15 protein-coding genes are annotated in these 19,886 nt (G+C 40.2%); 11 read left to right on the top strand and 4 right to left on the bottom strand.

All coding sequences use genetic code 11. From position 1 onward, the window contains the following. The first annotated feature begins 7 nt into the window (after positions 1–7). From kdpB to OQX63_RS05045, 6 genes are all read left to right on the top strand, one after another. Positions 8–2,035, top strand: a complete 2,028-nt coding sequence (gene kdpB / locus OQX63_RS05070) for a potassium-transporting ATPase subunit KdpB (protein ID WP_265849795.1) — start codon at positions 8–10, stop codon at positions 2,033–2,035. 101 nt (positions 2,036–2,136) lie between these two features. After that, the gene (locus OQX63_RS05065; protein ID WP_265849794.1) at positions 2,137–2,697 is read left to right on the top strand and encodes a K(+)-transporting ATPase subunit C; all 561 of its coding nucleotides are present in this window, start codon (positions 2,137–2,139) and stop codon (positions 2,695–2,697) included. Positions 2,698–3,005: 308 nt separating this feature from the next. Then, positions 3,006–4,076: a porin gene (locus OQX63_RS05060; protein ID WP_265849793.1), complete on the top strand. Its 1,071-nt coding sequence runs from the start codon at positions 3,006–3,008 to the stop codon at positions 4,074–4,076. A 388-nt stretch (positions 4,077–4,464) separates the two neighbouring features. Then, positions 4,465–5,595: a sensor protein KdpD gene (locus OQX63_RS05055; protein ID WP_265849806.1), complete on the top strand. Its 1,131-nt coding sequence runs from the start codon at positions 4,465–4,467 to the stop codon at positions 5,593–5,595. 52 nt (positions 5,596–5,647) lie between these two features. After that, positions 5,648–6,049, top strand: a complete 402-nt coding sequence (locus tag OQX63_RS05050; RefSeq protein ID WP_265849792.1) for a hypothetical protein — start codon at positions 5,648–5,650, stop codon at positions 6,047–6,049. Positions 6,050–6,535: 486 nt separating this feature from the next. Then, positions 6,536–7,498, top strand: a complete 963-nt coding sequence (locus tag OQX63_RS05045) for a helix-turn-helix transcriptional regulator (RefSeq protein WP_265849791.1) — start codon at positions 6,536–6,538, stop codon at positions 7,496–7,498. Between the two features lie 16 nt (positions 7,499–7,514). Here the strand turns inward: OQX63_RS05045 and OQX63_RS05040 are convergent, their stop codons facing one another. Then, entirely contained in the window at positions 7,515–7,973 is a 459-nt protein-coding gene (locus OQX63_RS05040) for a DinB family protein (RefSeq protein ID WP_265849790.1), read from the bottom strand. A 95-nt stretch (positions 7,974–8,068) separates the two neighbouring features. Next, positions 8,069–8,605 carry a hypothetical protein gene (locus tag OQX63_RS05035; protein WP_265849789.1) on the bottom strand — a complete coding sequence of 179 codons (537 nt, stop codon included), beginning with the start codon at positions 8,603–8,605 and terminating at the stop codon, positions 8,069–8,071. 692 nt (positions 8,606–9,297) lie between these two features. Here OQX63_RS05035 and OQX63_RS05030 point away from each other — a divergent pair. The 4 genes from OQX63_RS05030 to OQX63_RS05015 all read left to right on the top strand — a co-directional run bounded on the left by OQX63_RS05030 (position 9,298) and on the right by OQX63_RS05015 (position 17,230). After that, positions 9,298–13,674: a CusA/CzcA family heavy metal efflux RND transporter gene (locus tag OQX63_RS05030; RefSeq protein WP_265849788.1), complete on the top strand. Its 4,377-nt coding sequence runs from the start codon at positions 9,298–9,300 to the stop codon at positions 13,672–13,674. Between the two features lie 11 nt (positions 13,675–13,685). Further along, positions 13,686–14,858: an efflux RND transporter periplasmic adaptor subunit gene (locus OQX63_RS05025; protein ID WP_265849787.1), complete on the top strand. Its 1,173-nt coding sequence runs from the start codon at positions 13,686–13,688 to the stop codon at positions 14,856–14,858. A 201-nt stretch (positions 14,859–15,059) separates the two neighbouring features. Further along, a complete protein-coding gene (locus OQX63_RS05020; RefSeq protein ID WP_265849786.1) occupies positions 15,060–16,178 on the top strand; it encodes a Gfo/Idh/MocA family protein in 1,119 nt (372 codons plus the stop codon). Positions 16,179–16,600: 422 nt separating this feature from the next. After that, positions 16,601–17,230 (top strand): outer membrane beta-barrel protein, encoded by a 630-nt coding sequence (locus tag OQX63_RS05015; RefSeq protein WP_265849785.1) that lies wholly within the window; start codon positions 16,601–16,603, stop codon positions 17,228–17,230. A gap of 237 nt (positions 17,231–17,467) precedes the next feature. On the opposite strand, the gene OQX63_RS05010 is transcribed toward OQX63_RS05015, so the two are convergent. Beyond that, a complete protein-coding gene (locus tag OQX63_RS05010) occupies positions 17,468–17,623 on the bottom strand; it encodes an SDR family oxidoreductase (RefSeq protein ID WP_265849784.1) in 156 nt (51 codons plus the stop codon). Positions 17,624–17,674: 51 nt separating this feature from the next. Further along, positions 17,675–18,772 carry a LytR/AlgR family response regulator transcription factor gene (locus tag OQX63_RS05005; protein ID WP_265849783.1) on the bottom strand — a complete coding sequence of 366 codons (1,098 nt, stop codon included), beginning with the start codon at positions 18,770–18,772 and terminating at the stop codon, positions 17,675–17,677. 180 nt (positions 18,773–18,952) lie between these two features. Here OQX63_RS05005 and OQX63_RS05000 point away from each other — a divergent pair, with 180 nt between their 5' ends. Then, entirely contained in the window at positions 18,953–19,885 is a 933-nt protein-coding gene (locus tag OQX63_RS05000; protein ID WP_265849782.1) for a cytochrome P460 family protein, read from the top strand. Position 19,886: the final 1 nt, after the last annotated feature.

Here is a 19,886-nt window from a genome sequence, read left to right as displayed (position 1 = left end):
ACATATAATGAAACCCAATAATAAATTGTTCGAACCTGCCTTAGTGCAGACCGCACTAAAACAATCCTTCATTAAGCTTGATCCAAGGGTAATGGTACGGAACCCGGTAATGTTTACCGTAGAAATCGGAACGTTGGTAATGGCTTACGTTACCGTATACTCTTTCAGCCATAGCGGACAAGGATCGCCTTTGTACAATTTCTTCATCTTTTTAGTTCTGTTGCTTACTGTTCTGTTTGCAAACTTTGCTGAAGCCATTGCAGAGGCAAGAGGTAAAGCACAGGCCGACAGTCTTCGTAAAACAAGAGAAGAAACGCCAGCTAAAGTGCTTTTGGCCAACGGAACGATCGAAATCCGTTCATCCAACCAGTTACAAAAAGGAGATGTGTTTATTTGTGAGACCGGCGATACCATTCCAACAGATGGAGAGATTATTGAAGGTATTGCTACTATTGACGAATCGGCCATTACTGGTGAGTCTGCCCCGGTAATCCGCGAATCAGGAGGTGATAAGTCTTCGGTAACCGGCGGAACAAAAGTTTTATCTGATGAGATTAAAGTTCAGGTAAGTACAGCTCCGGGAGAAAGTTTTTTAGATAAAATGATTGCTTTGGTGGAAGGTGCATCACGTCAGAAAACACCAAACGAGATAGCATTAACCATTCTGTTGGCCAGTTTTACCCTGGTATTCATTATTGTATGCGTAACCTTGAAACCTTTTGCTGATTATGCCAATACACCAATAACCATTGCAGCGTTGATCTCCCTGTTTGTATGTTTAATCCCAACCACTATCGGCGGACTTTTATCTGCTATTGGAATTGCAGGGATGGACAGGGCCTTAAGGGCGAACGTGATTACAAAATCGGGTAAAGCCGTAGAAACTGCTGGAGATATTGATGTACTGCTTTTAGATAAAACCGGAACCATCACCATTGGTAACCGTAAAGCAACCAATTTTTATCCTACAGCAGGCGTAAACATTAAAGCTTTTACCGATGCCTGCGTATTAAGCTCGTTGGCCGATGAAACCCCGGAAGGAAAATCGATTATCGAACTGGCCGCTGAGCAGGGTGTTAAATCTGCCGGAACACCAGAAGGATCTGTATTTATCAAGTTTACTGCCGAAACCCGTTCGAGCGGATTGGATACCGTAGATGGTAAAAGGATCAGAAAAGGTGCTTTTGATTCGATCAGGAATATGGTGCAAAAAGCTGGAAATCACTTCCCTTCTGATATTGAAGACCATGTAAAAGCCATCGCCACCAATGGTGGAACACCTTTAGTGGTAGCTGAGAATGAAAAAGCCCTTGGCGTAATCGAATTACAGGATATTATTAAACCAGGTATCAGCGAACGTTTTGAGCGCTTAAGGAAAATGGGCGTAAAAACAGTTATGGTTACCGGAGATAACCCATTGACAGCTAAATATATCGCAGAGAAAGCGGGTGTTGATGATTTTATTGCTGAGGCTAAACCTGAGGATAAAATGAATTACATTAAAGATGAACAAACCCTTGGTAAGCTGGTAGCGATGATGGGTGATGGTACCAATGATGCGCCTGCTTTGGCACAGGCCGATGTGGGTGTAGCCATGAACAGTGGAACACAGGCTGCAAAAGAAGCAGGGAACATGGTTGATTTAGATAATGACCCTACCAAACTGATTGAGATCGTAGAAATCGGTAAACAATTGTTGATTACCCGCGGTACATTAACCACTTTTTCCATTGCGAATGATGTGGCCAAGTATTTCGCAATCGTTCCGGCTTTGTTTATCGCATCAATTCCTGCCTTGCAGAGCCTGAATATTATGGGCTTGCATTCACCAGAATCAGCAATCATGTCAGCCGTGATTTTTAACGCCATCATTATTCCAATCCTGATTCCGTTGGCCCTAAAAGGTGTGGCTTACAAGCCAATTGGTGCAACTGCTTTATTACGCAGAAACCTCTTTATATACGGTATTGGTGGTGTAGTGGCTCCGTTTATAGGGATTAAAATAATTGATTTATTGGTTGGCCTATTTGTATAAATGTCATTCTGAGCGCAGCGAAGAATCTTAATGCAGGCGCTTGAAGATTCCCAATCAAGTTGGGAATGACGAATCGAATAAGAATTTAAAAAAATAAAAAGATGAAAAAGTACATCATTCAATCCATCCGCTTAACACTAGTATTATTGGTATTGTTATGCGTGATATATCCGGTTACCGTTGCCTTTATAGGTAAAATGTCTAAAGGAAACGGGGGAGGAGAAAAAATCACCAAAAATGGTAAAACAGTAGGTTATGCATTATTGGGTCAGTCGTTTACCAAACCTCAATATTTCTGGGGAAGACCATCAGCTGTGGCCTACAATGCAGCGGGTTCCGCAGGTTCAAACAAAGGGCCATCTAATCCCGATTACTTAAAAGAGGTGCAATCGCGTATTGATACTTTATTGAAATACAATCCGGGCATTAAAAAATCAGATATCCCTGCCGATATGGTTACTGCATCAGGAAGCGGACTTGATCCAAATATTTCAGCGCAAGGTGCTGCTATTCAGGTTGACAGGGTTGCAGCAGCCCGTAAAATCGATGTTAAAAAAGTGAAAGAACTGGTGGCCATGAATACACTTAAACCATTTATGGGTTTATTTGGCCCTTCATCAGTAAATGTGCTGAAATTAAATCTCGCACTTGATGCACTTTAGTTAGCAGAAATCGTCATTGCGAGAAGGCTTTTTCAGCCGACGAAGCAATCTTTATTGCAACGGTCGCTAGCATGAAAGATTGCTTCGTCGTTCCTCCTCGCAATGACGACATTTCATGGGTGTCTGTTATACTGAACTTATCGAATAACGAAAAGTTGTTATTTCAACAATTAACACGTCGTCGACAGGTTTAGACTCACAACAATTATTTAAACAATTTCCCAAAACAATAACAACGGTAATGCTTCAAGGTCTGGGTGCAAATAGCCTAGGCCTTAGGCTTTGCCCAATAAAAACAATCAGATAAAATGAAAAAAATACTATTACTTGCCGCTTCGCTTACTACAGGATTTATTGCAAAAGCACAGGAAGAACCTAAGATTAAAGTAACAGGTTATCTTGAAGCCTATTACGGATACGATTTTAACAAACCTGCAGACCATAACCGTCCTGGTTTTATTTATTCGCATAACCGCACAAACGAAGTAAACCTGAACCTTGGCTTTATTAAGGCAGCGTATGATAGCGGAATGATCAGGGCTAATTTAGCGGTAATGGCAGGAACTTATGCCAATGCCAACCTGGCTGCCGAGCCTGGCGTACTAAAAAATATCTTAGAGGCCAATGCCGGGGTAAAATTATCCAAAACAGAAAACCTTTGGATTGATGCGGGAATCTTTTCTTCGCATATCGGTTTTGAAAGTGCGGTTTCGAAAGATTGTTGGGTACTTACCAGGAATATTGCTTCAGAAAATACACCTTACTATGAATCTGGTGCGAAAATTACTTATGGTACCAAAGATGGAAAATTTACGGCCACCGCATTGTATCTCAACGGATGGCAACGCATTACCCGCCAGAATGGAAATAATAAACCTGCCGGCGGACTTCAGCTTACCTGGAAACCGACAGATAAAATTACGGTAAACTACAGTAATTATCTTGGAACAGAAGGTGCCGATTCGGTTAGGGTTAATCGTTTTTACCACAACATTTATGGAATTTTTCAGCTAACCGATAAATTTGGCGTAACCCTTGGATTTGATTACGGCACGCAACAAAAACAGAAAGGCAGCAGTGATAAAAACGAAGTCATTTCTCCGGTAGCTATTGCACAATATAAGTTTGCCCCAAAATGGGCTGTTGCCGGAAGGTTTGAATATTATGACGATAAAAACGGAATTTTTATTGCCACCGGCACGCCACAAGGTTTTAAAACCAAAGGTTATTCTTTAAATCTTGATTATTCGCCAATAGCGAATGCTGTTGTGAGGTTAGAAGGAAAAGCCTATGATAGCAAAGACAAAATTTTTGCAAGGGAAGGTGCTGCGGTTAACGGCAATGCAAGTTTAACGGCGAGTATTGCGGTATCGTTTTAGCATACCAAAACGTTCGTCATTCCCAACTTGATTGGGAATCTTAATGCAAATGCGTAGTTCATTAAGATTCCCGCGTGCGCGGGAATGACGACATTTTTAAAATGAAATTAACTTTTGTAAAAATTTCGTACTGAACAATGCATCCCTATATAGAAATCATATTCAGCCTTTTTTTAGCGTTTTCAGGAATAGTAATGATGCGAAAATTGAATTCGATAAAAAGGAACAAAACAGGTGCAAAGAGAAGTTATGCAACAGAAAAATACTTTAAGTTGCTTTATCATAAGATCTCTTTTAGGTTTATAATCTTATTATTTACGTTGGTTATGATTGTTGCAATTACGATATTGATAGAAAAAGGAGTAATGAATGTTTCCTGGTAAAAATGATGGAAGAAGAACAAAAAGAAGAATCGGTCAGGCACTTTTTAGATCTGGTTAAAAAATCCAGACGCGGAAAGCTCAAAATCTACATTGGCATGAGTGCTGGTGTGGGTAAAACTTACCGTATGCTTCAGGAATCGCATGCATTGTTACGAAATGGCGTAGATATTTGCATTGGTTATGTTGAAACCCACAAAAGGGCAGAAACTGAAGCACTTGTTGCAGGCCTTCCTTTTATCCCACGACGGAAAATCTTTTATCGGGGCAAAGAAATAGAGGAAATGGACCTGAACGGGATCTTGAACCGCCATCCTGAAATCGTGATTGTGGATGAACTTGCCCATACCAATGCCGAAGGCAGTAAAAATACCAAACGCTGGCAAGACGTTTTCGATCTGCTTGAGGCAGGGATCAGTGTAATCTCTGCAGTAAATATCCAGCACCTGGAAAGTATTAATGAAGAAATTGAGCAGATTACAGGTATAGCTGTTACCGAACGGATCCCGGATAAGATATTGGAGATCGCCGATGAAATTGTAAACATCGACCTTACGGCCGACGAACTGGTTACCCGCCTTAAAGAAGGCAAAATTTACGATCAATCAAAAATTGAAAGGGCATTGGGTAATTTTTTTCAATCGGATAAAATTCTTCAGCTGCGCGAATTGGCCTTAAAGGAAGTGGTGCACCAGGTAGAACGGAAAATCCAGACCGAAATTCCCAAATCAATTAAACTTAGGCCTGAACGCTTTTTGGCCTGTATTTCTTCTAATGCCGAAACTGCAGGAGTAGTCATCCGGAAAACAGCAAGACTGGCTTCGTATTACCGATCGCCATGGATGGTGCTGTATGTGCAAAGTGATAGTGAAAGTATGGAACGGATTAAACTGGATAAACAACGCCATTTGATTAACCACTTTAAACTCGCTACAGAACTGGGTGCCGAAGTGATTAAAATAAAAAGTAACGCCATTACTAAAACCATTATCGATATCGCTACTGAAAAAGAAGTTACCACGATATGCATTGGTAAACCCCACCTTAATATTTTTCAGGTAATTTTACGTACAGCGGTTTTTAATGGCTTGCTCAAGAATCTGGCGATGAAAGATATTGATCTCGTTATCCTATCTTAAAAATAAAATTGCTGATCACACTATTCTCAATTAATCAAAACCATATTCCTTTATGTCGGTTAAAATAATAGGACCTAAGGATAGTGATATGGAAAAAAAAGATACTAAAACACGGTTGATTAATGAGATTACCACTACAGGATTACAAAGTGCTGCTAAAAAACTGGGTACTTCGGCAAGCAAAAAGCAGATTAGAAAAGGTGTTTCCAAAAACATCAGTTTAATAGATGAGCTATTGCGTCTAGTTTTAATCAAAAATAAGGATTCATCCAAAAGGTTACAGCGCAATATAGAGTTTGCTGGCCTCGGCGTAATGGCTGCGCATACTTTTTATCGGGGTTTTAAAAAGAAAAAACCTTTATTGATTTGTGAAGGCATTTTCTTAACTGCAGCACTCAGCGGTGTATTATTGGCTACGCAACATAAAGCTGTAAAAAAGAAGATTAATCGGTAATGTCGTCAGTTACAAGTTGATTAACATCAGCGTCTTAAAATTTTAAATGTATCTGTATGTGTAAATGATTTGTGATGTTGCTTTAATTGCTATATTTGGTTACCAATTTTAAGCTGATGTTATTATTTGCAGTTCCATGCTATTTTATTGCCTTTTTTGGTTGGATCATTTATACTGTCTTCATTAAGAAAAACTTGAAACAAAATATGCCAATGTTGTATTTTGGATGTGTTTTTAGCTTGATCTGGACAGTGATTATAGCGATTTCCTATATTTAAACTCACCAATTATCATCAAGCGGATGCGATGGTTTTATGGTATTTAAGTGCGCTGTTATTTAATTTTAAACCTATCAAAGATCTATCAACGCTGACATAAGGCTGTCACAAAGTATGCTAAATTTGTGGTAAGCTTAATTAATTTTATTTCCCGCTAAGGGCAAATAGATTAATGAGCTGTTAAATTAAATACCTGCATTTTTAACGAATGGACATTACCAAAAGATTTGACCGGATACTACAGATTTTTTTTCTATTGCAGTCTAAATCTGTAGTCACTACTGAAGAATTACAAAAGCGTTTCGAAATTAGTTTAAGGACAATTTACAGGGATCTGAAAGCTTTGGAGATGGCAGGCATTCCGATCATAAATGAATCAGGATCTGGTTATTCGATTATGGAAGGTTTTAGGCTACAGCCATCCCGGTTTACCCAGGAAGAAATTCTGAGCTTAATGGTTGCCGAAAAAGTAATGCAGAAACATGAAACCGAATTTATTAAAAAACATTTTGAGGCAGCACTGATTAAGATAAAAAGCTCATTCCAGGTACATCAAAAAAGAGATTTCCTACACTTAGAAGATACTATACACCTCAAAAACAACTTAACATCCAATGATTACCTGCCTAACATTATCGATGTTTTACTCAATAGTGCTTTAAAGAAAAAAATAACCCATATCGATTACCTCAAAAGTGGTGATATTAACCCGGTTGGCAGATCTGTAGAACCCATAGGCGTATTCTACGAACACAATCTCTGGTATCTTTTAGCTTATTGCCATTTAAGAAAAGATTACCGCAATTTTAGATTAGATAGGATTAAAAAAGTTTTGGTGCTCCAAGAGAACTTTACCATTACACATCCGCCAATTAATGAATTCCGCGATAAAGACCTATGCGAAAATATAATTAAAATCGAAATCAAGGTGGACCGGAAGTATGCACATTTTTTATATTGGGACCGGCAGATTTTCGGATTTAAGGAAGAAAAAATTGCAGGTGATTTTGTGCTGATGCATTTCGACTGTTCTCTCCCTCTTGTTTCTTTTGTACGCTGGTTTTTAAAATATGTTGATGTAGCAGAAATTATAGAACCAGCCCATTTAAATAATGAGCTGGTAGAGATCATGGAATCTGGTTTGAAGAGGATAAATATTAAAAGAGCTTAAATAGCTCTTTTAATATTTAATAACGGTCCCAGAAAAATGGAGGCTCAATACCTAAGGCCCTTAAATACACAAAGCCCTGACCACGGTGATGTATTTCGTTATCAATGAAGTACAAGAGGTGACTAATTATCGTAAATTCGTACTGCCCGAATAATTTAATTGTTTCATGAAGCTGATCCTCATTTAGTTGATTAAAGTATTCCACGATTTGTGCAGTATCCTCATCCCATTTCTTTAGGATCTCTTCTTTGGTATTTAATGGAAGATCATGACTAAAAGGAGTTGTTTCTCTCGTAATCATTTCTTTTAAACCAGGAGCATCAATTGATAATAACTCTTTAATTAATGCTGAAAAAGGTCTCATTCCACCGACTGAAAATTCGAATAATTCTTTTTCAGGGAATTTTTCAATGGTTTTTCGGGTTAGTTTTCTGTGGCCTAACCAGTGTTGTAGTAATTCGCTTTTGGTAATCATAACTGCTGATATTTTGTTTAATAGAACAAAACTAAAACCAGCCTGTGACAACAGTTTGTCAGTTGATAAATTGAGGATTAATTTTTTTGAAGCTACTACTTTAATCCCCTCTCTTTTAAGAGATTTTCTAATTCGCGATTATCATATTTAGAATTATTGACCAATTTATAGATGAAAAATAACGGGATGAGTGTTAAGAAGCCTAAAGTATTTTTGGCCACACTAAAAAATATAATACCAGCCAGAAATCCTATTAACAATGCATTCATGATGGCTGCTGATTTCTTCTTCTTTGATTCTTGCAACAGTTCTTCGTTTGTTAATTCAGATAGTTTTCTTTGTTCCATTTTTAGTTGATTAGCGCATTTTTTTGGTTGATCATTTGTTCCTCTAAATATAAATAATTGATGCCAGTAGTATAATAGGATTGGTTTCAAAACTATGAAGTCCCAAAGCTTAACATATTGCTCCCCAATAAAACCTTCAAATCCCAAATAATTTGACACGAAATTTTTATAATCTTTAGGAAGTTTGAAGTTTATTATATTTTCAACCTCTTCAAATGTGGTTTTTAGTCTACTAGTACGCTTAATGACATTATTTTTTGTTAGTATTTCTTCAAATCTTCCCATACTGCACAAATCAGTCTGTAACATGAATTAAAATTTTCCAATAACTACAGGGGTTAAAAACAAATTCGATGTTTTAAAATGTTTTCGACAGCATACGAGAGATGAAGCATGATCGTTAATTTAATTCCACAAGATATTAATTTTCATCTGAAATGGTTATCAATTAATAAATTAGCAGATAGGTTTTTCACAATCAAGAAAGGATAGCGATTTAATAAAAACCAGCTTTATAAATTAAAAACTTAAATCATTACATTTGCCTCTGGTGAAAAACTTTGTATTCCTTTTTTCTCTTTACCTGATCCTTCTGGGCCTAATGCCCTGCCAGGATAAGTTAGATATGGTTTCAAAGTCTCAAACCGAAAGCATTCTGCAGCGCAATCATCCAAAAGCTGAACATGGACATGGAGAAGCCTGTCCACCAATCTGTAGCTGTGCTTGCTGCTCGGTTGGTCAGCACTTCCCTTCAGAAAAGTTAACAAATCTTACTATTCCGGTATTCCGGAAACCATACCCGGTTTTCCAATGCTCGGCATTGAAAAAACAACCAATCGATATTTGGCAGCCGCCTCAACTCGTTTAATCAATTTATCTTATTGCTGTCCAAGAAATGGACAGTTTCTTACCTGCAGATTTTGCGTCATGAAACGCAATGATGACCTGCTATTTATTGATTTTTGATTTAAACAACCATGCTGAACAGAATAATACAGTTCTCCATCAGGCAGAAACTGCTGGTGGGAATTATGATGCTGGCGCTCATCGCCTGGGGTATATACTCCCTTAGGCAACTTCCTATAGATGCCCTTCCAGATATTACCAACAACCAGGTACAGATTATTACCTCCTCTCCGAGCAATGGTGCAGAAGATATTGAGCGTTTTGTAACCTACCCGGTGGAGCAAACCATGGCTACTATTCCCGGAATAGAAGAAGTCCGTTCCTTTAGCAGGTTTGGTCTTTCAGTTGTAACGGTGGTATTTAAGGAAAATGTAGAAATTTATTGGGCCCGCCAACAGGTCAGCGAAAGGCTTACCGAGGTAGAGCGCGCTATCCCAAAAGGCATTGGTACACCAGAAATTGCACCATTAACCACCGGACTTGGAGAAATTTACCAATACGTTATCCACCCTAAAAAAGGATATGAAAAAAAATATGATGCCACCGGGCTCCGCACCATTCAAGACTGGATTGTTCGCCGCCAGCTTTTGGGTGTAGAAGGCATAGCAGATGTGAGCAGTTTTGGAGGCTACCTCAAGCAGTATGAGATTGCCATCAATCCCGATAAGCTCAGAAGCATGGATATCTCCATCAGCGATATTTTTAAGGCGCTTGAAAAAAATAACCAGAACACAGGCGGATCGTACATTGATAAGAAACCTAATGCCTATTTCATCAGGAGCGAGGGACTGATTAATAGTATGGAGGATATTGAGAACATTGTTGTACGGACCAATGAAAATAGTACGCCTGTGCTGATCCGAAATGTGGCTGAAGTGAGGATTGGGGCAGCCACCAGATACGGTGCCATGACCAGAAACGACGAGGGTGAGGTAGTAGGTGCGGTAGTGATGATGCTGAAGGGTGCCAACTCATCAAAGGTTATCGAAAACGTAAAAACCCGGATGGATCAGATTGCAAAGAATCTTCCAGAGGGGGTTGTCATTGAGCCATTCCTCGACCGTACCAAATTAGTAAACAGTGCTATTGGTACAGTAACCAAAAACCTCGCGGAAGGTGCACTGATCGTGATTTTTGTATTGGTAATGCTTTTGGGAAATTTCCGCGCCGGATTGATTGTGGCTTCGGTTATTCCGCTCGCCATGCTTTTTGCCATCTGCCTGATGAACCTTTTTGGCGTCAGCGGAAACCTGATGAGCCTTGGTGCCATAGACTTTGGACTAATCGTAGATGGGGCAGTGATCATAGTGGAGGCATCTCTCCACCATCTGGGTATCCGAAAAAACAAAAACAGGTTAAGCCAGCAGGAAATGGATGCAGAGATTTTCGAATCTGCATCCAAAATTCGTAATAGCGCTGCTTTTGGCGAAATTATTATCCTTATTGTTTACCTCCCGATTCTGGCTCTGGTTGGTATAGAAGGTAAAATGTTCAGGCCAATGGCTCAGACGGTGGCTTTTGCTATCCTGGGTGCTTTTATTTTGTCGTTAACTTATGTACCGATGATGAGTGCGCTGTTTCTAAACAAAACCATTAGCACGAAAAAAAATATTTCAGACAGGATCATGTCCTTTTTTCAACGTGTATATACGCCGATGCTCAATTTTGCACTGCGGGCAAGAATGGCCGTTATAGGTACTGCAGTAGGGTTATTTGTGCTTGGGCTGATCATTTTCAATTACCTGGGCGCCGAATTTATTCCCACATTGGAAGAGGGCGACTTTGCAGTAGAGACGAGGGTGCTTACCGGAAGTAGCTTATCCCAAACCATAGAAGCGGCTACACGGGCTGCAAAGGTATTAAAAGCAAATTTTCCGGAGGTAAAAGAGGTCATCGGAAAGATTGGCTCCAGCGAAATTCCTACCGACCCGATGCCGGTAGAAGCCTGCGACCTGATTATCATCCTAAAGGATAAGGGCGACTGGACAAAAGCTTCAACCAGAGACGAGCTTGCAGAAAAAATGCAGGCCAAGCTGGAGCAGTATATTCCTGGGGTTACTTTCGGCTTCCAACAGCCCATCCAAATGCGTTTTAATGAACTTATGACCGGAGCAAGGCAAGATGTGGTGATCAAGATTTATGGAGAAGATTTTTCGAAGCTAAGTACTTACGCAGGACAGATTGGTACTATAGCCAGAAAAATAAAAGGTGCCCAGGATGTTTATGTGGAACAGGCCTCAGGACTTCCACAGGTGATCATCAAATTTCATAGGGAAAAGATTGCGCAGTTCGGATTAAATATTGAGGATGTGAATACCGCGATCCGTTCTGGATTTGCCGGAGAAGTCGCTGGTCTTGTATTCGAAGGCGAAAAAAGGTTCGATATGGTGGTTCGCCTCAAAAAAGAAAACCGGCAGTCGCTTGAAGATGTAAAGAACCTGTTTGTTACTGCACCCAACGGCAACCAGATTCCGCTGGAACAACTGGCCGATATTCAATATAGGGAAGGACCTAACCAGATTCAACGCGATGATGCAAAGCGGCGTATTACGGTTGGTTTTAATGTGCGGGGGAGAGATGTGGAAAGTATCGTAAAGGAAATTCAGCAAAAAATTGATGCGGAAGTTAAGTTTTCACCAGGATATTATCCAACCTTTGGCGGCACTTTTGAGAACCTGCAGGCTGCTAATAAACGATTGAGTATTGCTGTGCCATTGGCCTTATTGCTTATCTTACTGTTGCTTTATCTTACTTTTTCATCCATCAAGCATGCACTTTTAATTTTTACCGCAATCCCCTTATCCGCTATTGGGGGTGTATTCGCGCTGTGGGCGCGTGGTATGCCATTTAGTATCTCTGCCAGCATCGGCTTTATTGCACTATTTGGTGTGGCGGTGCTTAATGGTATTGTTCTCATCAGTGAGTTTAACAGGTTAAAAAAAGAAGGAATGAAAGATATGCAAGAAATTATCAGAACAGGAACCTCGGTTAGGCTGCGGCCGGTTATTATGACGGCCCTTGTAGCCTCTCTGGGATTTCTTCCAATGGCCATCTCAGGCGGAAGCGGTGCGGAAGTGCAGCGACCGCTGGCTACAGTTGTTATCGGTGGACTCATCTCCGCAACATTGCTCACCCTTTTGGTGCTTCCGGTGCTTTATATCTGGATAGAAAAAATAGGGCGCAAAAAAGTAAAAATCTTACCGGTCGCAGGCATTATAGTTGTGTTTATCGCTTTGTTTGGATTGCAACCTGCTCAGGCGCAAACGGCGCTAACCCTAAAACAGGCGGTATCTTCGGCACTCGAAAACAACCGGACAATTAACGGGGCTAACCTTGGTGTAGAACTGCAGCAGACACTTAGAAGAGGCGCTTTCGAAATGCCTAAAACGGAGGTAACCATGCTTTACGGACAATACAATAGTCTGTTTAAAAACGACAACAACTTTACCGTTTCGCAAAGCATTCCTTTTCCAACGCTTTTTGCAGCAAATGCGGCATTGGGTACTGAACGTGTCAAGGCTGGCCAGCTTCAGGTCGCTTCCAGTAAAAACGAACTTATCTTTCAGGTCAAAGCGGTTTATACCAATCTTCAGTACCTTTATTCGAAAGAGAAACTACTGTTTGAGCAAGACAGTATTTATAGGGGTTTTGTAAAATCGGCCTCGCTCAAGTATAAAACTGGAGAGGGTAACCTGCTTGAAAAGGTGGCTGCAGAGACACAGCTTAAAGATGTACAGAGCCTGCTCGACCAAAACGGATCTGATATCGAAATTTATAAAGCGCAGCTGGCTACACTACTTGGTAGTAGTGGCTTACCCATAATTGCAGACAAATTTTTAACAGAAACACCTGAAATCTCAATCGGAGATACTGCGCTTCTACATGAAAATCCAGCCATTGCCTATTTCAGGCAACAGATTGTGATTGCCGAAAAACAGCGGAAGGTAGAATTGGCCAAAGCCTTACCCGATTTTACCCTCGGCTATTTCAACCAATCGCTAACCGGTTTTCAAAACATTAATGGAAACGAAGTTTTTTTTGGTCGCGATAAACGTTTTCAGGGTTTTCAGATAGGACTTTCTGTTCCATTGTTTTACAGGGGCTATGCAGTAAAGGCAAAGGCAGCATCGATTAATAAGGATATGGCTTCTAACGATCTGGAACTCCAGCAGCGAAAACTAACAGGCCAATATCAGCAAGCCCTGGGCGAATACCTGAAAAACAGGAAACGGTACGACTATTTTGTCACTTCGGCCTTAGCCAATGCAGCCTTAATATTAAAAAACAGCCGTATTGCTTACCAGAACGGAGAAATAGGCTACACGGAATACCTGTTGAACTTGAAACAAGCAAACGGCATTTATGAGGGGCGCTTAATGGCACTCCTCCAATTAAGCCAAAGCATTAATCAGCTAGAATTTTTAACCGGTAACAACAAATCATTTTAAGCATAAATATCATGAGATCTCTATATAAATATTTTATTCTGGCAGCCTTTCCGTTTTATTTGGCAGGGTGTGGCCGCCCCAGTGCAGAAAAGGAGCCTGAAAAAGAACCCGTTCATGAAAAGAACGATATCGTAACGCTCACCCCAGAGCAGCAGAAGCTATCGGAAATTACCCTGGGCGAAATTGAGCGGAAAGAATTAAGTGGAACGACCAAAGTAAACGGCATGCTTGATCTTCCGCCACAAAGCCTGGTATCTATTTCTACACCGCTGGAAGGGATTTTAAAAAGTACCGATATGCTGCAGGGAAAACGTGTAGCCAAAGGGGCGCTCGTAGCGGTTATGCAAAATCCGGAATTTATTCAGATGCAACAAGATTATCTGGATTATAGAAGTCAACTGCAGTTCCTGAAGGAGGAGTTAAACCGCCAGGAAGAATTGGCAAAAGAAAACGTAAATTCTAAAAAAGCATTGCAGAAAGCAAGAAGCGAATACCAGAGCGTAAGTGCAAGATTGTTGGGCCAACGTTCTAAACTTTCTATCATGAATGTTAATTTTTCAGCATTGGAGAAAGGACAGATCCAAAAGACTTTTAACCTATATACACCAATTGCAGGTTATGTTATTCAGGTGAATACCAATATAGGTGCTTTTGCCAGTACAACCGATGTATTATTTAAAATCGCCGATACCGAGCACTTACATGCAGAGCTTACTGTGTTTGAAAAAGATGTACCCAAGCTTAAATTGGGGCAGAAAGTTCGCTTTGTACTGGCCAACGAGGAAAAAGAACGTATGGCTACGGTTTATCTGATCGGCAGAGAAATTAGTAAAGAGCGTACCGTACAAATCCACTGCCACCTGGATAAAGAAGATACACAGCTGCTACCTGGCATGTACCTTAAAGCCTATGTAGAAAGCGGGATGAACAAAGTGGAAGCACTACCTGATGCAGCAATTGTTGAATTTGAAGGCAAAAAATTTGTATTTATAGAACAACCTGCCGAAAAGGGCAATAAAAATTACCGGTACAGGATGATGGAAGTAAAAACAGGTGTTGCCGAAAATGGTTACACCCAGGTTTCTTTTGCCGAGCAGATTAATGGTGCGAAAGTAGTGGTAAAGGGCGCTTACGACTTATTAAGCAAGGTGAAAAATGCAGAAGAGGAGGGAGAAGGGCATTAAATGTTTGATGGGCGTTGGTTCTATTTTCATTAATTATAAATTTTTAATTCATACCAGGCCTCAAATCATATTCTGAAAACTAAATGTAATCGATCTGTGTTACCTATCATAAAGTAAATCAATTCATTAAGGAGTGAAAATGTTTGATTGTATGTATGGATTGATGCTTTTTCCGGATAAGGTATATAACTAATGGGCAATATGAATACTAGAAGAGATTTTCTACAAAAAATGGGCGCATCAGCATTGATGTTGCAATTAAGTTCCATATCAGCATTTGCTGATGCGCCTGAAGAAATCAAGCAGCCATATGAGGGTAGGGTACTCCGGGTAGCCATTATGGGATTAGGTGGATATGGCACCCGTGTAGCAGAGGCAATGAAAGCTTGTACCAAAGCGAAACTGGTTGGTGTAATTAGTGGTACACCTTCAAAGGTTAAGGATTGGCAAACCAAGTACAACATCCCGGAAACGAATTGTTATCACTATGAGAACTTCGACCAGGTGAAAAATAATCCAGATATTGATGCCATCTATGTAACTACACCAAATGCCCTGCACCATAGTCAGGTTATACGTATCGCAAAAGCCGGAAAGCATGCCATTTGCGAAAAACCGATGGCATTAAATGCAAAAGAAGGTCAAGAGATGGTTGATGCCTGTAAAAAAGCAAATGTAAAATTACTGGTTGGTTATAGAATGCATTTTGAACCCCGGACACTGGAGGTGATCAGAATGCGAAATGCGGGCGACTTCGGCAAAATCATGTTTTTCCAGGGACAATGTGGTTTTAAAATAGGAGACCCTACGCAGTGGCGATTAAACAAAACACTTGCGGGCGGTGGATCGATGATGGATATTGGAATTTATGCAATTAACGGCGCAAGATATATGGTAGGCGAAGAGCCAATTTGGGTAACCGCTCAGGAAACCAAAACCGATCCTGTCAAGTTTAAAGAAGGTGTTGATGAAACCATACAATTTCAATTGGGGTTCCCCAGCGGTGCGGTAGCATCTTGTTTATCGAGCTACAACATCAATCACCTGGATAGATTTTTTATGAGTGGTGATAAGGGATTTGCAGAAATGCAACCTTCTACTGGTTATGGCCCGATCAAGGGTAGAACACATCAGGGCGAACTCACGCAACCCATAACTACGCATCAAACTGTACAAATGGATGAAATGGCAACTATTATTTTTGAAGATAAAAAGCCGGTAGTTCCTGTAAACGGTGAGGAAGGTTTGAAAGATCTTAAAATTATTGATGCCATCTACGAGGCTGTAAAAACAGGAAAACAAGTCAAACTATTTGCTTAAAAAGGGAGAATTAGGCACCTTTCGCCTAATAAAATGACAGCGATATAGTTCATTTAGTCTTAGCGTCTCGCTAAGACTAAAGTCAAATTGATTATAGATAGACATTAACATGAAAGCCCATCTTACAATGAACTTTTAATCAGTAACGATTAATTTTATTGTCAATTAAAGAAAATTAGCTAGTTGATCTGAAACTGCGAATCTTCCTTAACAGTCTGAAATTGTCTGCAGCCCTGTAAAAAAAAAACATCTGAAATAGACGGCATTGAGTCGTAATTTAATTTCAAATGCTTCAAAAATACCTAAAAACCGGTATAAATTGCTGCCTGAAAGGATTCTATCTTTGCCTTACCTTTTAGGAGGCTTTATAAGGCTGTCCAAAAGAAGAATTTCATTCTTTAATCAAGTTTAATCTTATCTACATGAAAAAACAATTATTTGTGATGGCTGTCATTTTAGCTATGTGTGTTGTTGCAAAGGCGCAGTCGCCGTCAAAACGCAAAGTATTGCCCAAAACTAAAGTTGAACGGGAAAGCAAGGTTTCTGCAAAAAATACGACTTCAATTAGGGCCTACGGAAAAGGTGATCAGTTGCTGAATATTGGTATCGGTATTGGCAGTCCGTTTTTTGGTTCAGGTTACGCTGCATCGCTGCCGGTAAATCCCAGTATTTCTTTCGAAAAAGGTATTACCGACGAAATTAGCGTGGGTGGACAATTGGCTTATGCCAGTTCGAAATATGATTTAAATACAGCAGGTGCCAACTATAGCTTCAAACAGAATGCGTTTTACATTGGTGCCCGAGGTTCCTACCATTTTAACGAATTGCTTAAGCTCGCCCCCAAATTTGATGTGTATGGAGGGGCTAGTCTGGGCTACGTCATTGCCAGTGTAAGTAACAGCGAGGGTTTTAATGGTGCTACAGGCAGTGGCGTTGGCTTTGGTTTGTTTGCGGGCGGTAAGTATTACCTTTCTAACCATACAGCTCTTTTTACAGAACTCGGCTATCAGAGCCTGGCATTGCTTAACGTGGGGGTAGCTTTTAAACTTTAACTATAAAATTACTCAAAAAGAGGCCGTATCATATGTGTAAATTGTCATCCTTGAGCTTGTCGAAGGATCTCTGTTAAAGGCGTTTCGATACTTCGTCATGCTCAGCACAGGCTAAGCTCAACTTGACAAATTTGAGATGAACTACTCCTTAATGATACAGCCTCTTTTGGCTATGAAAAAATGCCAAACGAATATTCTTCAGGTATTTCTTTGCAGAGCGATATTAGAAATATTACATTACTTAGCTAGGTAGGTCATAACACCATCAACAAGAATTTCGGTACCAAGAAAGAACGAAGATTCTTCAGAAGCAAGGAATACCGCTACTTTACCAATGTCTGACGGTTGCCCGATCCTGCCTATCGGCATTACGTTTGCAAATTGTGTTTTCATTTGTACATGGATTTAAATCATGTCGCATTGAAGGTTAAAAGAGATAGCAATTTATCGGTCCAGCCACTTTTTAAAGTCCGATACCCTGTTTTTACTGATCAATATCGTTTCTTCCGGTTCTGGCGAAACCACAATCTTCAATTGATTTTTGCCGTAAATGTAAATGGTTTCGATACAGTTCAGGCTGATGATGAACTGCCTGTTTGCACGATAAAAGCGTTCACCATCGAGCTGTTTCATCAATTCATCTAAACTTAATGAAGTTGAATATTTTTTATTGTTGTGCGTTACGATATTAACGGAAACCCCATCTAAAAAGAAAAATGCTATCTCACTGGTCTCAAGATGGATTAATTCATCCTTTAAATAGGTAATAATTCGCTTTCTAAAGATTTCCTTCTCCGGATTTAAAGGAACGCTGGCATTTTCCTGTTGCAATTTCCCCAATTGTTCATTTAGGCCGCCCAAAGTATTCACTTTCTCATTCAAGGTATTAATTTCCAGCGAAACCGCTTTTTCATAACGGCTATAAATCTGCCTGATCAGCAATAAACAACTGCCGATAATGATAATCGCTGTAGTTAAAAAACAAATAATGAACTGGTTGTAGAGGCCAGACAGTTCGTTTTGTAATACTTCGATATTGGCATGTGCGGCTACGATCCAATCGCTGCCCTTAACCGAGTAAATATTAACAATTTCCGAACTCCTCTTTTTCGCTTCCGAAAAACTCCTTGTACCACCCAAACTTTTCTGCTGAGCAATGGCTTCATTAAAAGGTATTATGGCATTGCCAGATTGGAGCATAGAATTGCTATCTGTTATTTTCTGACCGATTAAGGCCGGATTGGGGTGACAGAGTTCGATGCCATTTTTATTGTACATGCAGATAAACTCGCCTTGCGTATCGGTATTTTCTATGCTTTGCTGTAGGTTATGGATTACCTTTTCCTGGGGTAATCCACTTTGTAACTGTTGTTCAAGCAAGCGGCCAATTTCCCTGCTTTCCCTGGCGCCAGATTCCATTTTGCTGGCCCATAACTTTTCAGCTGCACCGTGGTAAAGGTAACGGAAAGAAAAGTAACTGATCAGTAATACCGTTATGCTTATGGCAGCAAAAAGCAGAATGTGTAATCGCCCTCTTAACATGTGACTGGTTAAAAATCTTCTGGAAAAATTTAATTGGAGTTTAGCGGTCAAGGTCTTAAAAAGATCGGACTATTCAAAGTAATTTATTCGCCTTTAAGGGTAAATTTATCCCTTTCGCGGCATTGTAATAGCCTGAAGCGTCTCTGGTCACTAGTTTTGGGTAGATCAAAAAAATAATCTATGAAACTCAAAATTATTCTCTGTATCCTTGGCCTGGTCGTGCTGGCACAATTGATCAGACCGAAGGAGTTAAGTTCTGCAAAAGCAGTACCGGTTAACATGCTGGCAGGTGTAACGAAGGAAGTAGCCAAGTTATTGGAAACCTCTTGTTTCGATTGCCATTCTGCTCAAACCAACTGGCAATGGTTCGACAAACTTACCCCTGCTAATTTTTTGGTAGCCTCGCATATCCGTGATGGCAGAAAGGCGTTGGATTTTTCACAATGGGATTTCCTTGCTGCTCCACAACGTAATGCCCTCTTGTATTCCGCCTTAAATGCCATTCTTTCTAAAGAGATGCCCTTAAGCAGTTATACCGCATTACACCCGGCAGCAAAGCTGAATGAGAAAGATATCGACCTGCTTAAAAATTACCTGTTAAATAACGCCGTAGGTAAACCTTCACCAGTAGAAACCACAGCAAACGGGAAAGCGCAAGCTTTTGTTAAGGAAGTGAAAAAATCGCCAAATGGGGTAGGCTATATTGCCAATTACCGCAGCTGGAAAGCGATAAGTACTACAGAACGTTTTGATAATGGCACCATCCGCATCATTTTTGGAAACCCAGTAGCCGTTAATGCAATACATGAAGGAAAAACAAATCCCTGGCCAGACGGAACCATATTTGCCAAAACTGCATGGAAGCAACAACAGGCCAAAGATGGGAGCGTTTATGCCGGCCAATTTGTTCAGGTGGAGTTTATGATCAAAAATGTTAAACGTTATGCCGATACCAAGGGTTGGGGCTGGGCACGCTGGAAAGGAGAAAACCTACTGCCTTATGGTAAAACGGTGAAGTTTGATTCCGAATGCATCAGCTGTCACAGGCCCGAGCGTAATAACGATTATGTATTTACCACACCACTTGATATTAAAGATTTTAATAAAAAATAAG

It is taken from the genome of Pedobacter sp. PF22-3 (genome assembly GCF_026239555.1).
Classification (GTDB): domain Bacteria; phylum Bacteroidota; class Bacteroidia; order Sphingobacteriales; family Sphingobacteriaceae; genus Pedobacter.
This window is presented reverse-complemented; position numbering and strand designations above follow the sequence as displayed.

What these genes read in the sequence shown, in the direction of transcription:
- kdpB (WP_265849795.1), top strand. Translation starts at nt 8, where the DNA reads ATGAAACCCAATAATAAATTGTTCGAACCTGCCTTAGTGCAGACCGCA.
- OQX63_RS05040 (WP_265849790.1), bottom strand. Translation starts at nt 7,973, where the DNA reads ATGATTACCAAAAGCGAATTACTACAACACTGGTTAGGCCACAGAAAA.
- OQX63_RS05035 (WP_265849789.1), bottom strand. Translation starts at nt 8,605, where the DNA reads ATGGGAAGATTTGAAGAAATACTAACAAAAAATAATGTCATTAAGCGT.
- OQX63_RS05020 (WP_265849786.1), top strand. Translation starts at nt 15,060, where the DNA reads ATGAATACTAGAAGAGATTTTCTACAAAAAATGGGCGCATCAGCATTG.
- OQX63_RS05000 (WP_265849782.1), top strand. Translation starts at nt 18,953, where the DNA reads ATGAAACTCAAAATTATTCTCTGTATCCTTGGCCTGGTCGTGCTGGCA.
- OQX63_RS05045 (WP_265849791.1), top strand. Translation starts at nt 6,536, where the DNA reads ATGGACATTACCAAAAGATTTGACCGGATACTACAGATTTTTTTTCTA.
- OQX63_RS05050 (WP_265849792.1), top strand. Translation starts at nt 5,648, where the DNA reads ATGTCGGTTAAAATAATAGGACCTAAGGATAGTGATATGGAAAAAAAA.
- OQX63_RS05060 (WP_265849793.1), top strand. Translation starts at nt 3,006, where the DNA reads ATGAAAAAAATACTATTACTTGCCGCTTCGCTTACTACAGGATTTATT.
- OQX63_RS05055 (WP_265849806.1), top strand. Translation starts at nt 4,465, where the DNA reads ATGGAAGAAGAACAAAAAGAAGAATCGGTCAGGCACTTTTTAGATCTG.
- OQX63_RS05010 (WP_265849784.1), bottom strand. Translation starts at nt 17,623, where the DNA reads ATGAAAACACAATTTGCAAACGTAATGCCGATAGGCAGGATCGGGCAA.
- OQX63_RS05065 (WP_265849794.1), top strand. Translation starts at nt 2,137, where the DNA reads ATGAAAAAGTACATCATTCAATCCATCCGCTTAACACTAGTATTATTG.
- OQX63_RS05005 (WP_265849783.1), bottom strand. Translation starts at nt 18,772, where the DNA reads ATGTTAAGAGGGCGATTACACATTCTGCTTTTTGCTGCCATAAGCATA.
- OQX63_RS05030 (WP_265849788.1), top strand. Translation starts at nt 9,298, where the DNA reads ATGCTGAACAGAATAATACAGTTCTCCATCAGGCAGAAACTGCTGGTG.
- OQX63_RS05025 (WP_265849787.1), top strand. Translation starts at nt 13,686, where the DNA reads ATGAGATCTCTATATAAATATTTTATTCTGGCAGCCTTTCCGTTTTAT.
- OQX63_RS05015 (WP_265849785.1), top strand. Translation starts at nt 16,601, where the DNA reads ATGAAAAAACAATTATTTGTGATGGCTGTCATTTTAGCTATGTGTGTT.